This is a genomic window from Methanococcus voltae (genome assembly GCF_017875395.1).
Classification (GTDB): Archaea; AGJL01; Methanococci; order Methanococcales; family Methanococcaceae; genus Methanococcus; species Methanococcus voltae_C.
Map to the genome: position 1 here is coordinate 15905 of NZ_JAGGMO010000003.1, position 18349 is coordinate 34253.

The following is an 18349-nucleotide window of genomic DNA, read 5'->3' on the forward strand; positions in this document are numbered from 1 at the left end:
TATGCTAAATACAGCAAAACTATTAATATTAATGGCAGGATTAACAGGATTATTATATGCAGTCTGTAGTTTATTCAACATACCTCCAGTATTTGCATTATTATTTGCCCTAGTCCCTAACTTAATCGCATACTTTTACAGTGATAAAATAGTTTTATCATCGTATGGTGCAAGAATTGTGACAGAAGCGGAAGCTCCTGAACTCTACAGGATAGTTTCAAGAGTTGCAGAACGTGCAAATATACCTATGCCGAGAGTAGCACTTATTAATACGCAAACCCCGAACGCTTTTGCCACTGGAAGAAGTCCAAAAAAAGCAGTTGTAGCTGTTACATTGGGAATTATGGAATTATTAAACGAACAGGAACTTGAAGGAGTTATTGCTCACGAAATAGGGCACGTAAAACATAGAGACATACTTACAGGTTCAATTGTAGCTACAATAGCAGGTGCTATTGTTTATATGACACATATGTTACAATGGGGTTTAATATTTGGTGGTGGACGAGATAATGACAATCCCGGCGGTTTTGTAGGTTCATTACTTGCAATAATCGTTGCTCCTATCGCTGCCTCAATCATACAGATGGCTATTTCAAGACAGAATGAATATAAAGCAGATGAAGCGGGTGCGTTATATTCCAATCCAGTTTATTTGGCAAATGCGCTTAATAAACTAGAAAAAGGAGTAACAGCATATCCTTTGAAAAATGGTAATCAAGCTACAGCACACATGTTTATTGTAAATCCATTCAGGGGCAGAGATTTTGCTAATTTGTTCTCAACACACCCGGCTACAGCAGATCGGATAAATAAACTTATGGAAATGGCTGGAAATCCAAAATATTTAAGATAATGTATTATACTGTAAAAAAAGTTTAAATATATTTATTTCCTTTTTTAATTCTTTATTAATTCTTTATGTTTTTATTTTATTTTTTACTTTATTTTTATTTTATTTTTTATTTGAAGCAGTTAGTTTAAAAGTATTAATAAATATTACCAAATTTAAATAACGTTTAAATAAGTGTATTACAATTTTGTATATATGAACTATAGGTATAGATTTAAATAATTAAATAAACAATTTATTAAATAATACTATTATGTTGTAATATTGATTAAAACTTATAATTATTGTCAAAATAGGGATTAAAATGGATAAAAACGAATTAGGACTTAGTATTGAAACAGACGTGAATAATAAAAATATTCAATCGATTCTTAATATTATTAAGGAAGATAAAGGTTGTACATCGTATATTCACGAATTTAAAACAGAATATGGCAAGGAATTAATTCATTTGGAAGCTGAAAACTTAAAAGATATCGAAAAAACAGTCTCAAAAATAAATAATTTGGAATTTGTCAGTAATGTTCAAGTCCATGATACAATGGACAAAATATTTGGTAAAAGAGTAATCATATTTGGTGGTGGTAGCCAAGTAACACAAGTCGCAATCGGAGCAATTAGTGAAGCGGACCGTCATAATATACGAGGAGAACGTATAAGTATCGACACCATACCTATTGTGGGCGAAGAAGAGTTGTACAATGCAATATTGGCATTTCAAAGATTACCAAGAGCGGGAATATTAGTACTTGCGGGCTCGTTGATGGGCGGAAAAATAACCGAAGCAGTTAAACAAGTCAAAGAAAATACCGACTTACCAATTATTTCATTACATATGTTTGGTAGTGTAGTTAAACATGTTGATTTAGTTGTATCAGACCCTGTTCAGGCAGGAGTACTTGCAGTAATGACAATAGCTTCGACAGCTAAGTTCGACATAAAAAGGATTAATAAAAAACTTATTTAATTAGCAATTGATTAGAAAATTGCAATTTTTTTTTATATTTTATATTTTTAGATTTATTCCATTTTTTATTTTAAGTTAGTAATATTATCACCTTTTGATGTTGTCATATATTCCATAAAATATATATTACATATTGCGCATATTAATAAAAAATGTAATATGTAATTTCAATTATTCGTATGAAATAATTTATAAAAGGGTATTGAAAAACTAAACTAATTAATTAAAAAATAAAAAATAAAAAATTAAAACTTTTATGTATTTTAAAGTATAATTTATTTAATTATTGGGTGATTAAATGATAAAAACCGTTGTGGGAAGCTATCCTGTTCTTAAAAAACAGCAACCCCAAAATTTTAAAGAAAAAGTGCTCAATAAATTAGGACTATTTGACAGATTTAAAAAATCGATGGACCGAGCTATAGAAGCACAACTTGAATCGGGCATCGACATTATAAGCGATGGTCAGGTTCGTGGCGATATGGTGGATATATTTACTAGCCAAATGTATGGATTTGATGGCAAAAAAGTTATCGATAAGATAGAATTCTTAAAACCAATAACTTTAAAGGATTTAAAATATACTAACGAGTATGTTAAATCAAAAAACCCAAATGTAGGGGTAAAGGGTATTTTAACAGGTGCTTGTACAATAGCATCATCCATTAGGGTCGAAAAATACTATTCAGATAATAAAGATGAAAATTTAATTATGGATCTAGCAAGAGCCCTAAACAAAGAGGCTTTGGCAATACAAAATTATGTTAAAGTAATTCAAATTGATGAGCCAATATTATCAACGGGACTCTACGATATGAAAATTGCTAAAAAAGCAGTTGATGAGATAACTAAAAGTTTATCAGTCCCTATTGCAATTCACGTATGTGGAAATGTTAAAGATATATTCGAAGACTTAAATGAATTTAATGTGGATATTTTAGACCATGAATTTGCGTCCAATAAAGGTAATTTGGATATTTTAGAAAGTTGTAGAAAAAAAATAGGTTTTGGATGTATAAACACTAAATTAAAAACTATTGACCCTGTCGATAATGTCAAAGAATTATTATATGAAGGAATTGAAATTCTTAAGCAGAACCCATATATAAATGATGATTTAGACAGCAATATAATTATAGACCCAGATTGTGGTATGAGATTATTACCTGAGAGCGTAGCTTTTGGAAAATTAAAAAATATGGTTATTGCTACTGAAGAAATTGAAAAAGAACTATTTAATAAAAAATAAAATAATAAAAATATAAAAAAAATAAAATAATAATGAGATACGAAGAATAACGATAGTATTAGTATAATTTTATAAAACTATTAATCCATATGGGTAAATTTAAAAATAAGGCCTCATAATCCTAAATTTACAATCAAAAGTATATAAGGTCTAATAATTACCTAAAAATGAATGCTATTCAAAAATTAAACTTAAACATTTTAAATATAATGGATTATATAGATGTATACAATGTCCTAAATAATCAAGTCCCCTGCCTAAATTAATAATGATAGAAACAGCAAACCCCAATTGTTACTATCAAATTATGTCAATTACTATCAAATTTACACTGGAGATAGTATGATTAAGAAAAAAAGTTTTGAAGATAATTTTGATGGAAAAATAAATAAGAAAGAAAAAAGGAATTTAAAAAATTGTACCTATTATAATAGAGGATTAATCTTTAAAGTAATTATATTGACGGCATTAGTGGCATTTTGTACAGTTTCCTCAGTTGAAGGCTTAAAAATACAAAACTACGATGTAAGCTGTAAAATAAATACTAGCAATGTAGTCAATGAAACTATAATTTTAAAAATATACAACAATGAAAGCGAAGACATAGAGCAAGTAAATTTTGATATTCCTCAGATATTCTCAAATCCTTCCTTAAAATCGGAGCATGGTGTCAAATCATATGGTTTAAGCACTATGGAGGGAGTAACGTCACTAACAATGGATTTTGAAAAACCGTTGAAACCCGGGGCTACCACAACTTTAACCATTGGATTTGTACGAGATATAGATATTGACTATGAAGGTAAAAAATTTGTAACTGTAACCGTACCTGCGTATGATTCCAAATTTACAATGGAAATAGCACTACCACAAGGTGCAAGTATTGTATCGCCCGCAGAAGGTATATTAAGTATCTCCCCAAGAGATTATTCCATAGAAACTGATGGTAAAAGAATATACATAAAATGGGCTAAAGATTTGGATGCAGATGAAAAATTTTTTACTTCTTCGGTTAATTATGCAATATTAACACCCGTAAATCCCCCTATAGATACCATACCTGATGGTACAGAGTATTTAAATGTATATACGATATCATTATCTGCAGTTATAGTATTGCTTTTAATTATCGTGGTATATTTAATGTATAGGCTTAAAATAATTCTTAAAAAATCTATGGAAGATGAAGAATTAGATGAAGAAAAAAGGGATGAAATTAACGATTTAAGGAGAAATTTGGAAATTTCAGAAGTTAATCTAAAAAATTGTAATAAAGAAATTGAGAAACTTGAAAAAATCAATTCAAAACAAAATTTAGAGCTTAAAGAATTACATGATGATTTAGAATTCTACAAAATTAAAAATGTAGAATGCAACAACACAATTACTAATTTGGAAAGCAAATTGAAATTTGAAAAAGAAATGAATGAAAAACTTTCTGATGCAATATCTGAGCGAGATAAAAAACTTAAAAAATTAGAAGAATATCGAGAAGTGTGTGAAAACCAGAAACAAACAATTTCTGAATTAAATAAAGAACTTACATCCAAAAAAGAACATATTGATACTTTGGAAGTAAAAATAGACAAATATAGCGTTGGAAAAGCTGAAACTTTGTTGAACATCTTAACGAGTGAAGAAAAAGAGATAATAACCATAATTAAAGAACATGGCACCATATCTCAGAAAGAAATCGTTGATATTACAGAATATACAAAATCAAAGATTTCAAGAATGATTTCAGACCTTGAACAACGAGGTATTGTCGAAAAAATCAAAGTAGGTAGATTAAATAAAATTAAACTATCTAAAAATTTTGAAGATAAGGGAGATATATCTTAAATTCAATTTAATTAATATTTCCAAATTATCTTTTTTATTATTGCGCTAGATTTTCATATTTTCCATTCATATTCATTCTGTTATTTGTTTTCTATTTTTAAACTATATCTAAATTCGATTGTGTTGCTAAGAGTACCATATTATGAATTTATTAAGAATTAACAGAAATTTTATATACTTCAAGTAGATATTTATAAGAAAATTAAGAGTATGTATAAGAATATGTAAAATCAATAGATTAGAATAATTGAATAATTAATAACTACATAGTTAATTAATTGAAATAAACTTTAAACAAAATTTAAAAAATAAACATATTAGAGATTAAACCTAATTTATTTTATAACATATTCCAAGGTGGATATTATGAAAGTATTGATATCAGTTTGCGGTGAAGGATTTGGACATACCACTCGGTGTATTGCCCTTGGAAGAGCACTATCTAAGAAACATGACGTTAAATTTGTGGCATATGGCAAAAGCAAAGATTTTATAGAATTATCTGGCTATAACGTCTTAGAAACCTACCCTGAAATCAAACTATCTGGAAAAAATGGTAAATTTGACATTACTAAAAGTATGTTTAATACACAGTACCACCCTGCAAAAGCAGTTAAGAGAGAATTACAAATAATAAAGGATTACGACCCAGATTTAGTAATTTCAGACTGTAAATACAGTACCATATTAGCATCTAAGATTAGTAAAAAGCCATATTATATAATAACAAATCAAAATGCTACAAAAACTCAAAAAAAGGAAAAATACATCGTATACCCTGTTATGAAGGTATTAAATGCAGTAAATAAATCTGCTGAAAAATTAATAATTCCAGATTTACCTTTACCTTACACCATTTGCGAGTACAATTTAAAAATGATTGATAATTTACGATTTAGTGGTCCTTTAATCCGTTATGATGTTCCTACCGAAGAAAGTGAGTATGCTGAAGACTACATTTTGAGCGTAATTGGTGGATTTGAATATAGACTTAGGATATTAGAATTAATAAACAAAATATCCAAAAAAACAGGGTTGAAAGTAAAATTAGTCTGCGGTAGTGAAGAAGTAGCCAAAAAACTTGAAAAAGAAAAAGGCGAAAATGTCGAAATAATTCCTGTTTCAACTGAAATGGATGAATTAATCAAAAAATGTTCCATGGTAGTTTGTCATGGTGGTCACTCAACACTTATGGAAGCGGTTAGTTTTGGAAAACCAATAATAACAATTCCAGATTTGGATCATCCTGAGCAGGAAAACAATGCGTTAAAGATTCAAAATCTAAAATGTGGTATAGCACTTAATTATAAAATCCTTGAAAAAGAATTAGAACCATCGATTATGAAGATTATGAACGATAAAACATACTCTAAAAACGCAAAAAAGCTTAGAAAAATTGCTTTAAACTATGATGGAAAAGAAAAACTAATTGAAGAATTTGAAAATTCAATACTTTAAATAAATACAATAAATACTATTTTTTTATTTTATTATCTTTTATTATCTTTTATATTTCACGTTTTAAGTATACAATTAATTCATAATTTAATTATATTAGTATGTTAATTATAATTATAATTATAATTATAATTAGAATTATAATTTTATAGATACACTATTACATTTTAAGGTGAATAAATGACTATTAAAAATAATTTAATTAATACTGAGACATTTAAAGACTTAAAAATAACAATATTATCCGGAGGAACCGGAACACCTAAATTAATTCAAGGATTTAATAATATTGAAGAATTAGATAAAAAAAATATGTCCGTTATTGTAAACACCGGTGAAGATAACTGGATTGGGGATATATATTTGTCACCTGATGTAGATACTGTATTATATACCCTATCAGGACTTATTAATGAAGAAACCTGGTATGGTGTCAAAAACGATACGTTCGAGTGTCATGAGCAGTTAAAAAAGTATGGATTTGATGAAGTCCTAAAAATTGGAGACAAAGATAGAGCATTGAAAACACATAAGAGCAACTTGATAAAAAAAGGTGTTAAACTATCAGATATCATCGATAAAGAAAGAAAAGGACTCGGCATATGTACTAAAATATATCCAATGAGTAATGACAAAGTTGAAACAAAAATCTTAATCGTTGATGAAGAACGTGATAATGAATCAAATTTAGGGGATACAGAAAAGCATTTATTAATAAAGTTCCACGATTTTTGGATAAATAGGCGCGGAAATTCCAAAGTAGTTGACGTATTTTATGAAAATTCAAATTATGCAGAAGCTGTGGAGGGTGCTATTGAAGATATTAAAAATAGCGATATTATAGTAATTGGACCTTCAAACCCGATAACCTCCATAAATCCTATATTGAGTATCCCAGAGATTAGAAAATGTTTAAAAAATAAAGTTGTTTATGCTATATCTCCAATAATTGGCAATAACCCAGTTAGTGGACCTGCAGGTACCCTAATGCAGGCTAAAGGATATGAAGTTAGCTCAAAAAGCGTTTATGAAATGTATAAGGATATATTGGATGTTTTTATTATAGATAACACCGATTCTAATTACAATAAATGTAATATGGATAATATTGACGATATTAATAATATTAATAACGATAATGGTAATTCAAAACCTAAAATTTTAAAATGTAATACAATTATGAAGAATATTGATGATAAAAAAGAACTTGCAAAAGAGATATTAAACCACTATGTTAAGAATTTTAAAGAATAATCAATATATAATATAAGATATTATTAAAAAATGATTTAATAGATTAAGTATCAAATAAGGAATAATTGAATTATTAAAGGTATTAAAGATAATAGATGTTATTAAAAATAATTAATATGTTATGGTATTAAATAATAGGAAATAAAATATATGAAAGTAACAAAATAATATAAAATTTATAAAATTTATAAAATATATGTGGTTTAGCATAAATACATAATCTCAGGAAGGAGATAAAAATGATACAAATAACTGTTATGCAAATTGATAATTACGGACCGTGGACAGTAACCCCAAACCCTCGAAGGGAAAGCGACTTACAAGCTCTCCAATCAAGATTATACACTGACTTAAGCTTACAATTCGGAGCTCATAAAGGACTCGTATTTTATACAAGATTTGACAATTTAATTGCTGTTACTAATGGTATTGATTTAGAAACCCATAAGCGAATCCAAAACAGCGTTAAAAATAGATATCCTTTTACATTGAGTATGTCGATAGCTTCTGCAGAGACGCCTTATGAAGCTCAAAAAATTGCTACAAAACGATTACAAGAATACGGTAGTGCACAAGACGAAGTTAGAAAAGAAGTATTCGATGTATCAACCGAATTAGTATCCGAAAATGAAGGATATGTACAATTGGCTCACATTGATATTGACGATGTTACAGGCACTATGACCGATAAAGATTCAGCATATGACACATATTTACAAATAAAAGATGCACAAGTTAAATTATTTAAATCTTTAAAAAAATACAACGCTCTTGGCTTTTTTATAGGCGGAGATAACTTTATGTGTCCATGTAATGGAATGAATGAAAATGATTTAAACTGCATGTTTGAAGATATTTTAAAGTCTGATGGAATTAGTTTAAAAGCAGGCTTAGGTATTGGAAAAACCGCTGAAGATGCTTCAAATCTTGCAGATATCGGTTTAGAAATAATCAGAGATGGAAAGTGTGAAGGTTCAGTATATACCTTGAGACAAAACTCTGAAGAATCACTTAAAGTACCCCATAACTACACGTGCTCATTTTAAATAGCTCGTGTCGTACTATTAACTTAAATAAATATAATTATATATCCCCTAATATCTATTTTAACATAATTTACGAATTTTATTTTTTTATTGAGATGTTATATTATGAAAAATTTAAAAGATTTAGAGAATAAAATAGTTCTTGCACCCATGGCCGGCATAACAGACGCGGAATTTTGTAAAAAATTTAGTAATTTTGGAATTGTATGTATTGGAGCATACAACCTTGACTCGGAAACCTTAAAAGCAAGTTTTGAGATTGAAAAAAGAGGTAGAAAAGAATTTAATATCCCTCTCGATGAATTTAGTAAGTATATAGAAAATGAAATTAAGGAAATTAAAAAATCCTCAAATAGTGAAAATTCATTAGTTTCTACCAATATACGGTTCAAAGATTTAGAATTAGGTAGTAATCTTCATTTAGTAGATAATTTAAAATCAGTTATTGAAAATTCTGACATAATTGAGTTTAATTGCCATTGTAGACAGCCTGAAATTACCAAATTGGGATTAGGTCAGGAGTTGATTACTAAAAAAGAGATAAAAAAATTAATTAAAATTCTTGAATTTATACAAAAAATTAATGTAAAGAAAATACCTTTATTTATAAAAATAAGGGCAAATTACATATCTTCAAAAGAATTAATCGATAATTTTAACGAAAGTAAAATAGTTGATTATATAGACGGTATTCATATTGATTGCTTTAATCCTGGCCATAATTACCCGGATTTAGAATATTTAAAAGAATTAAGGCAAAAATTTCCCGAACTCATAATTATTGGGAATAATTCAGTTAAATCAGAGGCTGATGCAAAAAAAATGTTAGAATATTGTGATTTTGTATCTGTTGCTCGTTGTGTACTGGCCAATAATATGGAATGGATTGAAAAATTTAATAATAAGATTAAGAATTAAAATTAAGAATTAAAAAATTAAGTAATCAGTATTCTTATTATTATATTATTATATTATTAATTATTAATTAGTCGTTTTCCCAATATATTGCATCCAATAATATAGCTACTGGATATTTCATAGTCTCTGACATATCTGTTGCATATTTTATTATTTTTTCTGCTTCTTCAGGTGTTTTGGGGCAATAATAAGGTATTTCTGCAACTTCCAAAAGTTTTTTAGTCCATTGACCCATTGGGATTTGTGCAGATATTTTTTCTTTTAAATCTCCCCTATGGCTGATTATCATTACGAGCGGTATTTTATAAACTTTTAAAAGGGAACCTATGGCATTTATAGAGTTGCCCAATCCGGAATTTTGCATTAATAGGGCTGTTTTACGACCCGCTAAATGAGCCCCTGCACAAATTCCGATACCCTCCTCCTCTCTAGTTACTGGTATATGTATCAATTTGTTTTTTTGGGCTTCAAAATCAATATCTGGATTGTTTTGATTTAAATTATTCTCAATTTCATTTTCTATGAGGATAATTAAATTTTTTAAATTTGCACAAGGCACACTTACTATAAAATCTACGTCTGAAGACTTGATTGCGTTAAAAACTGCATTACTTGCGTTTAAATTATTCTTCTCATTTTTATTCATAATATCACAAATATAATTATAACGTACTTGGTTATCTTTTAAATTTAGATAATTTATTATCTTTTTAGGGTATGTTTTTATAAGAATTTATAATATCACGTATAAGTTATATAATATAAGATAGTATCTACTATGTAATAACTGATATATAATAATAGATTTAAATATTATAAAATTATTGTATTTCTACTTAAAGCTAATATTTCAATGAAAAACGGTGCTAATATGGAATTAAATAAGGAAAATAATAACGAAAATAAAAATTTAATAAATAATATTGTAAATAATAATAAAGATAACAAAATTAATGAAAATTTAGTTAATAACTTAAATGTACACTTGGAAGGATATGGTTGTACATTAAACACGTCTGATACGGAAATAATAAAAAATTCATTGATAGAACAGGGTTTTAACGTATCTAATGGAGATTTTAACGAGTCTAGCGAAAATATAAATTTGGTTGTTATAAATACCTGTATCGTTAGGCAAGAAACTGAGCACAAAATGATTTCAAAAATCAAAAAATACAAAGAATCGGGAAAGAAAGTAGTTGTTGCCGGTTGTTTAGCAAAAGCACTATCTAAAAAAATAGAAGGATTATACGATGCTCTAATAATGCCTAGAGAAGCTCACTTATCCGGAGAAATCGTAAGAGCCGTTTTTGAAGGTAAAAACTATCAAGAAGTTGTAAAAACTAGTACAAGTTCAATAGACAACAAATTGAACTATTTGGCTAAAAATAATGAAAATGAGTACGATAATGGTAGTAATAATAGCAATAAAGACAATGTTAAAAATTTAATAATGGCTTTACCGATATGTGAAGGTTGTCTTGGAAACTGCACCTACTGTATTGTAAAAGTGGCTAGAGGTAATTTAATATCCTACGAACCAGAAAACATTGTAAAAAAGTCTGAAGAGTTAATAAAGTCAGGTACTAAATGTTTATTAGTAACTGCCCAAGATACAGCTTGCTATGGTTTTGATAGGCAAGATAATTATAGATTACCAAATTTAATAAATGATATTGTAAATAATAAAAATTTAATCGATAATGCGGATGAAAATAAATCATATAACTTTGGCATTAGAATTGGAATGATGCATGCAAATTATGCAAATACATTTATTGATGATTTAATTGAAACGTATTCAAACGAAAAAGTTACAAAATTCTTACATTTACCTATTCAAAGTGGTGACAATGAAGTATTAAAAGATATGAATCGTGGATATACAGTTGACGAATTTATATCAGTTCTTGACGAATTTAAGCGTAAAGTAAAAGATTTAAACTTCACGACAGATATTATTGTAGGATTCCCTACAGAAAGTGAAGAAGCTTTTGAAAATACGTTGGAAGTTTTAAAACAGATAAAACCGGATTTCACACATGGAGCTAAGTATTCACAAAGAAAATATACTGTAGCAGGACGTATGAAACAAATAGATACCAAAATAAGAAAAGAACGCTCTGAAATACTTAACAAACTTCGAAGGGAAATAAGTTTTGAAAATAATAAAAAACATATTGGTCAAACTTTTGAATGTTTGATTGTCAAAAAAGGAGAAGCAATAACCAATAATTGTAAAAAAGTACTATTTGATTCATCCGATGATGCAAAAAGCCCTATTGGAGAATTTAAAACAGTTAAAATCACTGATGCAGGTACTTTTGGTCTAAAAGGTAAACTATTAAATTAAAAAAATATTAAAAAAATATTAAAAATAATAAATTTATTTTAAATATATAATTATTTTAATTAATTACTTAATTTTTAGTTAATAATTCATGTATCTCGTCTAAATCCATTTCTATTGGCTCAGATATGGTTATAACAGGTTTCTTTTCATCATTATATCTTGGAACAATGTGGAAGTGAACGTGTGGAACTTCTTGACCTGATATAGGTTGATTATTGTTTATTATATTGTATCCATCCATATCTAAGACTTTAAGCTTCTTAACCATTTTATGAACTAAAACTATTAATTTTGAAGCTAATTCTTCGGACATATCATCAAAATCTTCGTAATGCTCTTTTGTAAGTATTAAGGTATGACCTCTTGACTTTGGGAAAGCATCCATAATTACTAAAAAATCGTCATCTTCATATAATTTTCTTGAAGGTATTTTACCATTCACAATATTGCAAAATATACACATAATTTCACCCGTTTAACTTCCCATTAATATTTTTAAAATATTCCTAGTATTTTTTAATATTTTCTAATATTTTTAGTATGTTTCCAGCATTTTCTTTTGTTATTCATTCCTTATTATTATTAAATTTACTATTTTATATAATTTTATATATAATTTTAAAACATTAAGTAATACACAAAACGACTAAATATACTTTTATATACTAGTATATCTAATTTATATTAATCAAATCGGTGTAAAAATGATATTAGTGTATAAATTTATCATATCAGTAGTTATAATTGGTTTAATAGCATATATGAGTCACAAAAAGAAATTTTTGGATACAAAAGGGATAATTGGCTCTTCGACTATGGCTTTTATTATAATAATGGGTACTGATATAACTTGGCTTTTAGTATTAATTAGCTTCCTAATTTTAGGTAGTCTTATGAGCAAAGTAGGATATGGGAAAAAAGATAAATTAAAAATGGGCGAAAAAACCCGTTCATTAAAAAACGTACTTGCAAATGGGTTAATGCCCTTAATATTCGTTATATTGTACATTGTTGGAATATTGGATTATCCAACTGCACTTTTAGGATACTTAGGTTCGATTGCTGCAGCTAACTCGGATACATTTTCATCAGAATTGGGCATGGTATTTGGAGGAAGTCCTAGATTAATTACAACATTTCAAAAAGTAGATGTTGGAACCGATGGTGGTATAACCTTTGGAGGTACATTCTTTGGTTTGATTGGTTCTTTTACGATAGGGTTAATTGCTATGCTATTATTCGGAAAAATAGAATATTTAGGTATTTGTACACTATCTGGGATATTTGGTAACTTTGTAGATAGTCTTGTAGGTGCTACATTTGAACGCAGACATTTATTAAATAATGAGTACGTTAATTTCATTGCTACACTCGCAGGGGGATTATTTGCCATATTTGCTGCAGTTAAGATAATTTAAAGAGGAATAAGTTATAATATATGTTTAATATTATTTTTAATATTATTTTTAATTTTTTAAGTTATTAATTAAACTTTTGGATAATTTTTTAGATAGTGCCATTAAAGCCAATATGGGAGGTTTTCCAATACTTTCGGGCAATATGGAAGCATCACATATGTACAAATTTTTTATAGGTGTTTCAAATTTTTTATTTACCACTTTGCCAAGTTTACAAGTACCCGATGGATGAGAACCTCTTGGTATAGTAGAATATACTTTATTAATACCCAAATCTCTTAATATGGGGGTTGCAGTAGCCATTGCCTCCATAAAAGTTTGAACGTCTTTTTCAGACATTGGTTTGTATATAGAATTTTCAGACACCGTGCCATTTTCACTATCTTTTATTTTTATCATAAAGCCAAATACGTCTGATTTTTTGATTTTTATATCCTTTTCACTTTCTTCCAGTATTCTATTATATAATAGCTCGGAATAGTGGCTACTTAAGATGTAATTGCCATAATCTTTGTAAATTGCCATTGGAACTTCTTTATTGATGTTGCTATCAATCAAAACCCCCCCAACTGTTACAAAACTATCAATAAATAAATTTTTTCCCAAATCTTCACTAGTTATATTTTCTTTAGCATATAACTTTGATAATATCCTAGGGCTATTAACTCCACCTGCACAGAGTACTATGTTTTTCGCTAAAATGCTAAAATTATTATTATTATTATTATTATTATTATTGGTATTATTATTACTATTTGTATTATTATTGGTAATATTAACATTATTTTCCAAAATAACTTCGAATTTATAATTTTTTTGCTCATTTAACGATACATCAATTACTTTTGAATTCAAAATAATTTCAGATTCTTTAACTTCATCATTGGTTACATCTAAAAATTCATAAAAATATGCTCTTGCTTCACAACCTTTATGGGCGCAAAGTCCACAATTTACACATTTATCGAAGTTTATTAGTTTAGGGGTTTGTTTAAATCCTTTATTTATTAATTCAACCTCGTAGCGTGATAAACACTCTTCAGGAACTACGGATATGTTAAGTTCTTTTTTAAGTTCTTCATATTCTTCTTCTAAGTTTAAACCTTCGATACTAACTTCTAAAGCATTTCCTACGAAATAAGAACCTGCACCCCCAATTCCTTTAGCATATATAGTTTCTACATTATTTTCTTCTTTTTCGATTACATATTCGGGTTTTAAACCACCCATTTCTACAATGCCTATTTTTAGATCGTTTTTGTTAGTACTATTATTTTTTAATTGTTTTTTGAGTTCGTTATATACTGAACTTCCAGATACGCCAGCCCCTATGATTAAAACGTCGTATTTTAGCAGCATATTATTTTTGGTTACGTCACAATTTTTATGAATATTCCTATTCCTTTTTAAATTTGTCATGATGTCCCTTTTCTATTTTTTAATTTTTATTCTTTGTTTTATTTTTATATTTCCGCATTGATAATTTATATTAGATATTGCATAATTTTAAATAGGTAATTTTATAATAAACTTATCAATGTTTTTGAAATTAATAGCAATATTATATAATATATTATATGTTAAACCCTATAATATTATTTTTATTTAATTTGGAGTAATATACTTTCAGTGGAAATTAACTTAATATCAGACGATATTGCTTAAAATGGCAGTATGTGTGAAATTCGAATAAAAAAATATGGTGATAATATGATTATAATTCCAGGTTCAAAATCTCAAAAATTGGCTAAAAATGTTTCTGAACTATTAGGCTGGCAGTTATCAAGAACTGAAGCAAAAAGCTTCCCGGATGGGGAAAAATATGTAAGAATTCACAGCGATGTGGAAAATGAAGACGCAATTATAATTCAAACACAAAATACCCAAGAAGCAATTATAGAATCTATTTTACTATGCCAAGCTTTAAAAGAAGAAAAAGCTAAGAGCATAACTTTAGTTGTTCCTTATTTAGCATATGCAAGACAAGACAAAAAGTTCAACAAGGGTGAACCTGTCAGCATAATTGCTTTTGCTAAGATTTACTCACAATTCTGTGATAGAATAGTTACAATTAACCCTCACGAAACACATATTGAACAATTCTTTGAAATACCATTCATATATGGAAATGCAATTCCTAAACTAGCTGAATCAGTTAAAGAAGAGTTAAACAACCCTGTTGTATTATCCCCCGATAAAGGAGCTATAGAATTAGCAAAAGAAGCTTCAAAAATAATAGGTTGCGAATACGATTATTTAGAAAAAGTTAGGTACTCCCCAACAGAAGTAAATATCGCACCTAAAAACTTAGATGTAAACGGTAGGGATGTATTAATCGTGGACGATATCATATCCACTGGTGGTACAATGGCTACAGCAATAAGTATGTTAAAAGAGCAAGGTGCAAATAAAGTAATTGCTTCATGCGTCCACCCTGTATTAATCAATGACGCTTTAAACAAGTTATACAACGGCGGTGCAAATAAAGTAATAGGAACCGACACTTATGCGTCAGAAGTTAGCTTTGTAAGCGTGGATACCGTTATAGTAGATGTTTTAAAAGATTTATTCTTAAAATAAACATTGTAATGGTAAAATAGAAGGATAAGAAACTGAAAATTTTAATGTTAATATAATATTAATATAATATTAATATAATTTTAAATATTATTTTCAGATTCTTCAAGTACTTCGGACTTTGATTTTAATTTTACAAGAATATAATTCTTAATTAATGATTTAGAGATATATGCAATATCTTTTAATACATAATTATCTATTTTTAAATTTTCAATTCTTTCGTGTGACCTGTCATAATCCAATTTTATTCTTAAACCGTCTAATTGAGTCACAATTGGCATAGGTGCGAATATACCGTGCACATCTGCAATATTTTTTTCTATTTCATCTTTTAAAACCACTGGCGGTATTATAGGAGGGTCGTAGGATAATTCTAGCCTTTTTTCACCGATTTTCTCAGTGATATTCTCTATCATATTGTCTAGTGCTTTAATTTCAGAGCCCCTTCTTAAACGTTGGCTACGTCTACCCAAATTTCCAATGTAGGTCTTACCAACTTCAATGTGTTCCGGACCTCCTGTGACAATTACTGGGATATCCACATCAAACAAGTGGATTTTATCCTCAATACAGCTTTTAAAATTACCCATCACGTATATAGCAAGATCATGCTCTTCGATAAGTCTTTTTTCCTTTTCCTTAATTTGACTTATTGATTTTCCTGCACCGTGTGATAATCCTATCATATTAGGTTTAGCTCCAAATTTACGGACGTATTCGGAAACGTCACAAGCTATATGGGGCAAATGGTGACGAGACAAACTTGGTGCAACCACTGCAATTTCTATTCCTGCCAATGGAGTTTCTACAACCTTACCCTTATAATTTTTTGAAAGGTTTTTGAATTCCGCTATTTCATCTTCTGGAAATGCGACAGTCATAAAAACATCCAATTGCATAACGTGCTCTTGAATTATAAACCCGCCCACGTCTTCAATCCATTCTTTTAGCTCGTTGTGTTTGTAAACTCCGCCTTCATACCTAACTATTTGATACATATAATCACCGTACTGTAACTATCATAAATTATGCTTATTACGTGTAATCAACATATTGCATTTTTTTTATTATACTTGTATATATTTATAATATTTTATAATATTTTTATAATATTTTATGATATTATTTGTTAATCCATACTATAAAACAATTTATAATTATATTTGTAATTTATAATATATATCAAATTACATTCAAATGTAAAGGGTATAATTATATCTATAGTCGTTTATTAAAGTAATGTTTTAATGTTGACTAAAATAATTTATATATTTAAAATAATAATCTTTATGAGATACAAAATACATGTAAAATAACAAACAAATAATTTTAATAGATTTAAATCGTAATTAGAAATAATAACATAAAAATTAAAGATAAAAATGCTTGTTATTTTATATACTATTTGGTGATAATTTGGAGAATATAAAAAATAATAACAATTTAAATGGCAATGGTAAAATAAACGTTGTTGGACACGCTGCAATTGATTATATTTTTGATTTAGATAAATTTCCAGAATTAAATACGTCAGTGCAAATTCCTAGTGCTAAAAAATACTATGGGGGCGCTGCAAGTAACGTGGCAGCACAAATAGCGAACATGGGTGTAAATTCATCATTAATATCTTGCGTAGGTACTGATTTTATCACTTCAGGATATGAAGAGTATTTAAAAGAATTAGGAGTCTCTTTAGACTTTGTATATACATCAACCGAAGAAGAAACACCAAAAGCTTGGATATTTACCGATCCTGATGCTAATCAAATTACATATTTTTTATGGGGAGCTGCTAAACATTACAAAGAGATAGTTGTACCAGATTTTGACGGGGATATCGTACACTTATCAACAGGAGACCCAGAATATAACATCAAATGTGCTAAAAAAGCTAAAGAATTAAACAAACTGGTTTCTTTTGATCCAGGTCAAGATTTAACATTATATAGTGCTGAAAATTTAGAGGAAATAATCAACTATGTAGATTTCCTATTTATGAACCATCACGAATTTAGAAGAATAATGGAAACAATAAATAAAACACCTGAAGATATGAAAAATAAACTAAATTACTTAATTGTAACTTACAATAAAGATGGTAGCCATATATACCACAATGGGAAAGAAATAAAAGTTCCTGCAATTATGGTTGAAGCTATGGACCCCACTGGTGCAGGCGACAGCTATAGGGCAGGCTTCTTATCTGCTTACTTAAAAGGATACTCTTTAGAAAATTGCGGTTATGTTGGAGCCTGTGTAGCATCTTATGTGGTTGAAAAAGTAGGTTGTCAGACAAACTTGCCAAAATGGGATAAAATTACCGATAGATTATCTGAAAAATTAAATTACACGTTAAAAGAGTTGTAAAATCCATAAAAAATCATAAAACAGATATATTAATAATTATAATA

The 18349-nt window shown here is 28.2% G+C and carries 16 protein-coding genes; 12 read left to right on the forward strand and 4 right to left on the reverse strand.

Annotated features, from left to right (window positions below; translation table 11 throughout):
- The first annotated feature begins 1 nt into the window (after nucleotide 1).
- The 8 genes from J2127_RS04265 to J2127_RS04300 all read left to right on the forward strand — a co-directional run bounded on the left by J2127_RS04265 (nucleotide 2) and on the right by J2127_RS04300 (nucleotide 9587).
- Nucleotides 2–856, forward strand: a complete 855-nt coding sequence (locus tag J2127_RS04265; RefSeq protein ID WP_209732333.1) for a zinc metalloprotease HtpX — start codon at nucleotides 2–4, stop codon at nucleotides 854–856.
- A gap of 301 nt (nucleotides 857–1157) precedes the next feature.
- On the forward strand, nucleotides 1158–1820 hold the full coding sequence (locus tag J2127_RS04270; protein WP_209732334.1) for a DUF5612 domain-containing protein: 663 nt from the start codon (nucleotides 1158–1160) through the stop codon (nucleotides 1818–1820).
- Nucleotides 1821–2118: 298 nt separating this feature from the next.
- Nucleotides 2119–3069, forward strand: coding sequence for a methionine synthase (locus J2127_RS04275; protein WP_209732335.1), 951 nt, complete (start codon nucleotides 2119–2121; stop codon nucleotides 3067–3069).
- 342 nt (nucleotides 3070–3411) lie between these two features.
- Nucleotides 3412–4911, forward strand: a complete 1500-nt coding sequence (locus tag J2127_RS04280) for a DUF7343 domain-containing protein (RefSeq protein WP_209732336.1) — start codon at nucleotides 3412–3414, stop codon at nucleotides 4909–4911.
- Nucleotides 4912–5277: 366 nt separating this feature from the next.
- Nucleotides 5278–6369: an MJ1255/VC2487 family glycosyltransferase gene (locus tag J2127_RS04285; RefSeq protein WP_209732337.1), complete on the forward strand. Its 1092-nt coding sequence runs from the start codon at nucleotides 5278–5280 to the stop codon at nucleotides 6367–6369.
- A gap of 180 nt (nucleotides 6370–6549) precedes the next feature.
- The gene (gene cofD / locus J2127_RS04290) at nucleotides 6550–7623 is read left to right on the forward strand and encodes a 2-phospho-L-lactate transferase (RefSeq protein WP_209732338.1); all 1074 of its coding nucleotides are present in this window, start codon (nucleotides 6550–6552) and stop codon (nucleotides 7621–7623) included.
- Between the two features lie 239 nt (nucleotides 7624–7862).
- Nucleotides 7863–8669: a GTP cyclohydrolase III gene (locus J2127_RS04295; protein ID WP_209732339.1), complete on the forward strand. Its 807-nt coding sequence runs from the start codon at nucleotides 7863–7865 to the stop codon at nucleotides 8667–8669.
- 105 nt (nucleotides 8670–8774) lie between these two features.
- Complete coding sequence (locus tag J2127_RS04300; RefSeq protein ID WP_209732340.1) at nucleotides 8775–9587, forward strand: MJ0144 family RNA dihydrouridine synthase-like protein; 813 nt, start codon at nucleotides 8775–8777, stop codon at nucleotides 9585–9587.
- Between the two features lie 67 nt (nucleotides 9588–9654).
- Here the strand turns inward: J2127_RS04300 and comD are convergent, their stop codons facing one another.
- A complete protein-coding gene (gene comD / locus J2127_RS04305; RefSeq protein ID WP_209732341.1) occupies nucleotides 9655–10233 on the reverse strand; it encodes a sulfopyruvate decarboxylase subunit alpha in 579 nt (192 codons plus the stop codon).
- A 225-nt stretch (nucleotides 10234–10458) separates the two neighbouring features.
- Here comD and J2127_RS04310 point away from each other — a divergent pair, with 225 nt between their 5' ends.
- The gene (locus J2127_RS04310; RefSeq protein ID WP_245326461.1) at nucleotides 10459–11940 is read left to right on the forward strand and encodes a tRNA (N(6)-L-threonylcarbamoyladenosine(37)-C(2))-methylthiotransferase; all 1482 of its coding nucleotides are present in this window, start codon (nucleotides 10459–10461) and stop codon (nucleotides 11938–11940) included.
- A gap of 67 nt (nucleotides 11941–12007) precedes the next feature.
- Here the strand turns inward: J2127_RS04310 and J2127_RS04315 are convergent, their stop codons facing one another.
- Entirely contained in the window at nucleotides 12008–12403 is a 396-nt protein-coding gene (locus J2127_RS04315) for an HIT family protein (RefSeq protein WP_209732343.1), read from the reverse strand.
- Nucleotides 12404–12644: 241 nt separating this feature from the next.
- On the opposite strand from J2127_RS04315, the gene J2127_RS04320 reads away from it, so the two are divergent.
- Nucleotides 12645–13358 (forward strand): TIGR00297 family protein, encoded by a 714-nt coding sequence (locus J2127_RS04320; RefSeq protein ID WP_209732344.1) that lies wholly within the window; start codon nucleotides 12645–12647, stop codon nucleotides 13356–13358.
- Nucleotides 13359–13406: 48 nt separating this feature from the next.
- On the opposite strand, the gene J2127_RS04325 is transcribed toward J2127_RS04320, so the two are convergent.
- Nucleotides 13407–14777, reverse strand: a complete 1371-nt coding sequence (locus J2127_RS04325) for a GMC oxidoreductase (protein ID WP_209732345.1) — start codon at nucleotides 14775–14777, stop codon at nucleotides 13407–13409.
- A 291-nt stretch (nucleotides 14778–15068) separates the two neighbouring features.
- Here J2127_RS04325 and J2127_RS04330 point away from each other — a divergent pair, with 291 nt between their 5' ends.
- Entirely contained in the window at nucleotides 15069–15938 is an 870-nt protein-coding gene (locus tag J2127_RS04330) for a ribose-phosphate diphosphokinase (protein WP_209732346.1), read from the forward strand.
- 80 nt (nucleotides 15939–16018) lie between these two features.
- Here the strand turns inward: J2127_RS04330 and J2127_RS04335 are convergent, their stop codons facing one another.
- Nucleotides 16019–16936 carry a methanogenesis marker 7 protein gene (locus J2127_RS04335; RefSeq protein WP_209732347.1) on the reverse strand — a complete coding sequence of 306 codons (918 nt, stop codon included), beginning with the start codon at nucleotides 16934–16936 and terminating at the stop codon, nucleotides 16019–16021.
- A 418-nt stretch (nucleotides 16937–17354) separates the two neighbouring features.
- Between J2127_RS04335 and J2127_RS04340 the strand changes: the two genes are divergently transcribed.
- A complete protein-coding gene (locus J2127_RS04340) occupies nucleotides 17355–18305 on the forward strand; it encodes a carbohydrate kinase family protein (RefSeq protein ID WP_209732348.1) in 951 nt (316 codons plus the stop codon).
- Nucleotides 18306–18349 lie beyond the last annotated feature (44 nt).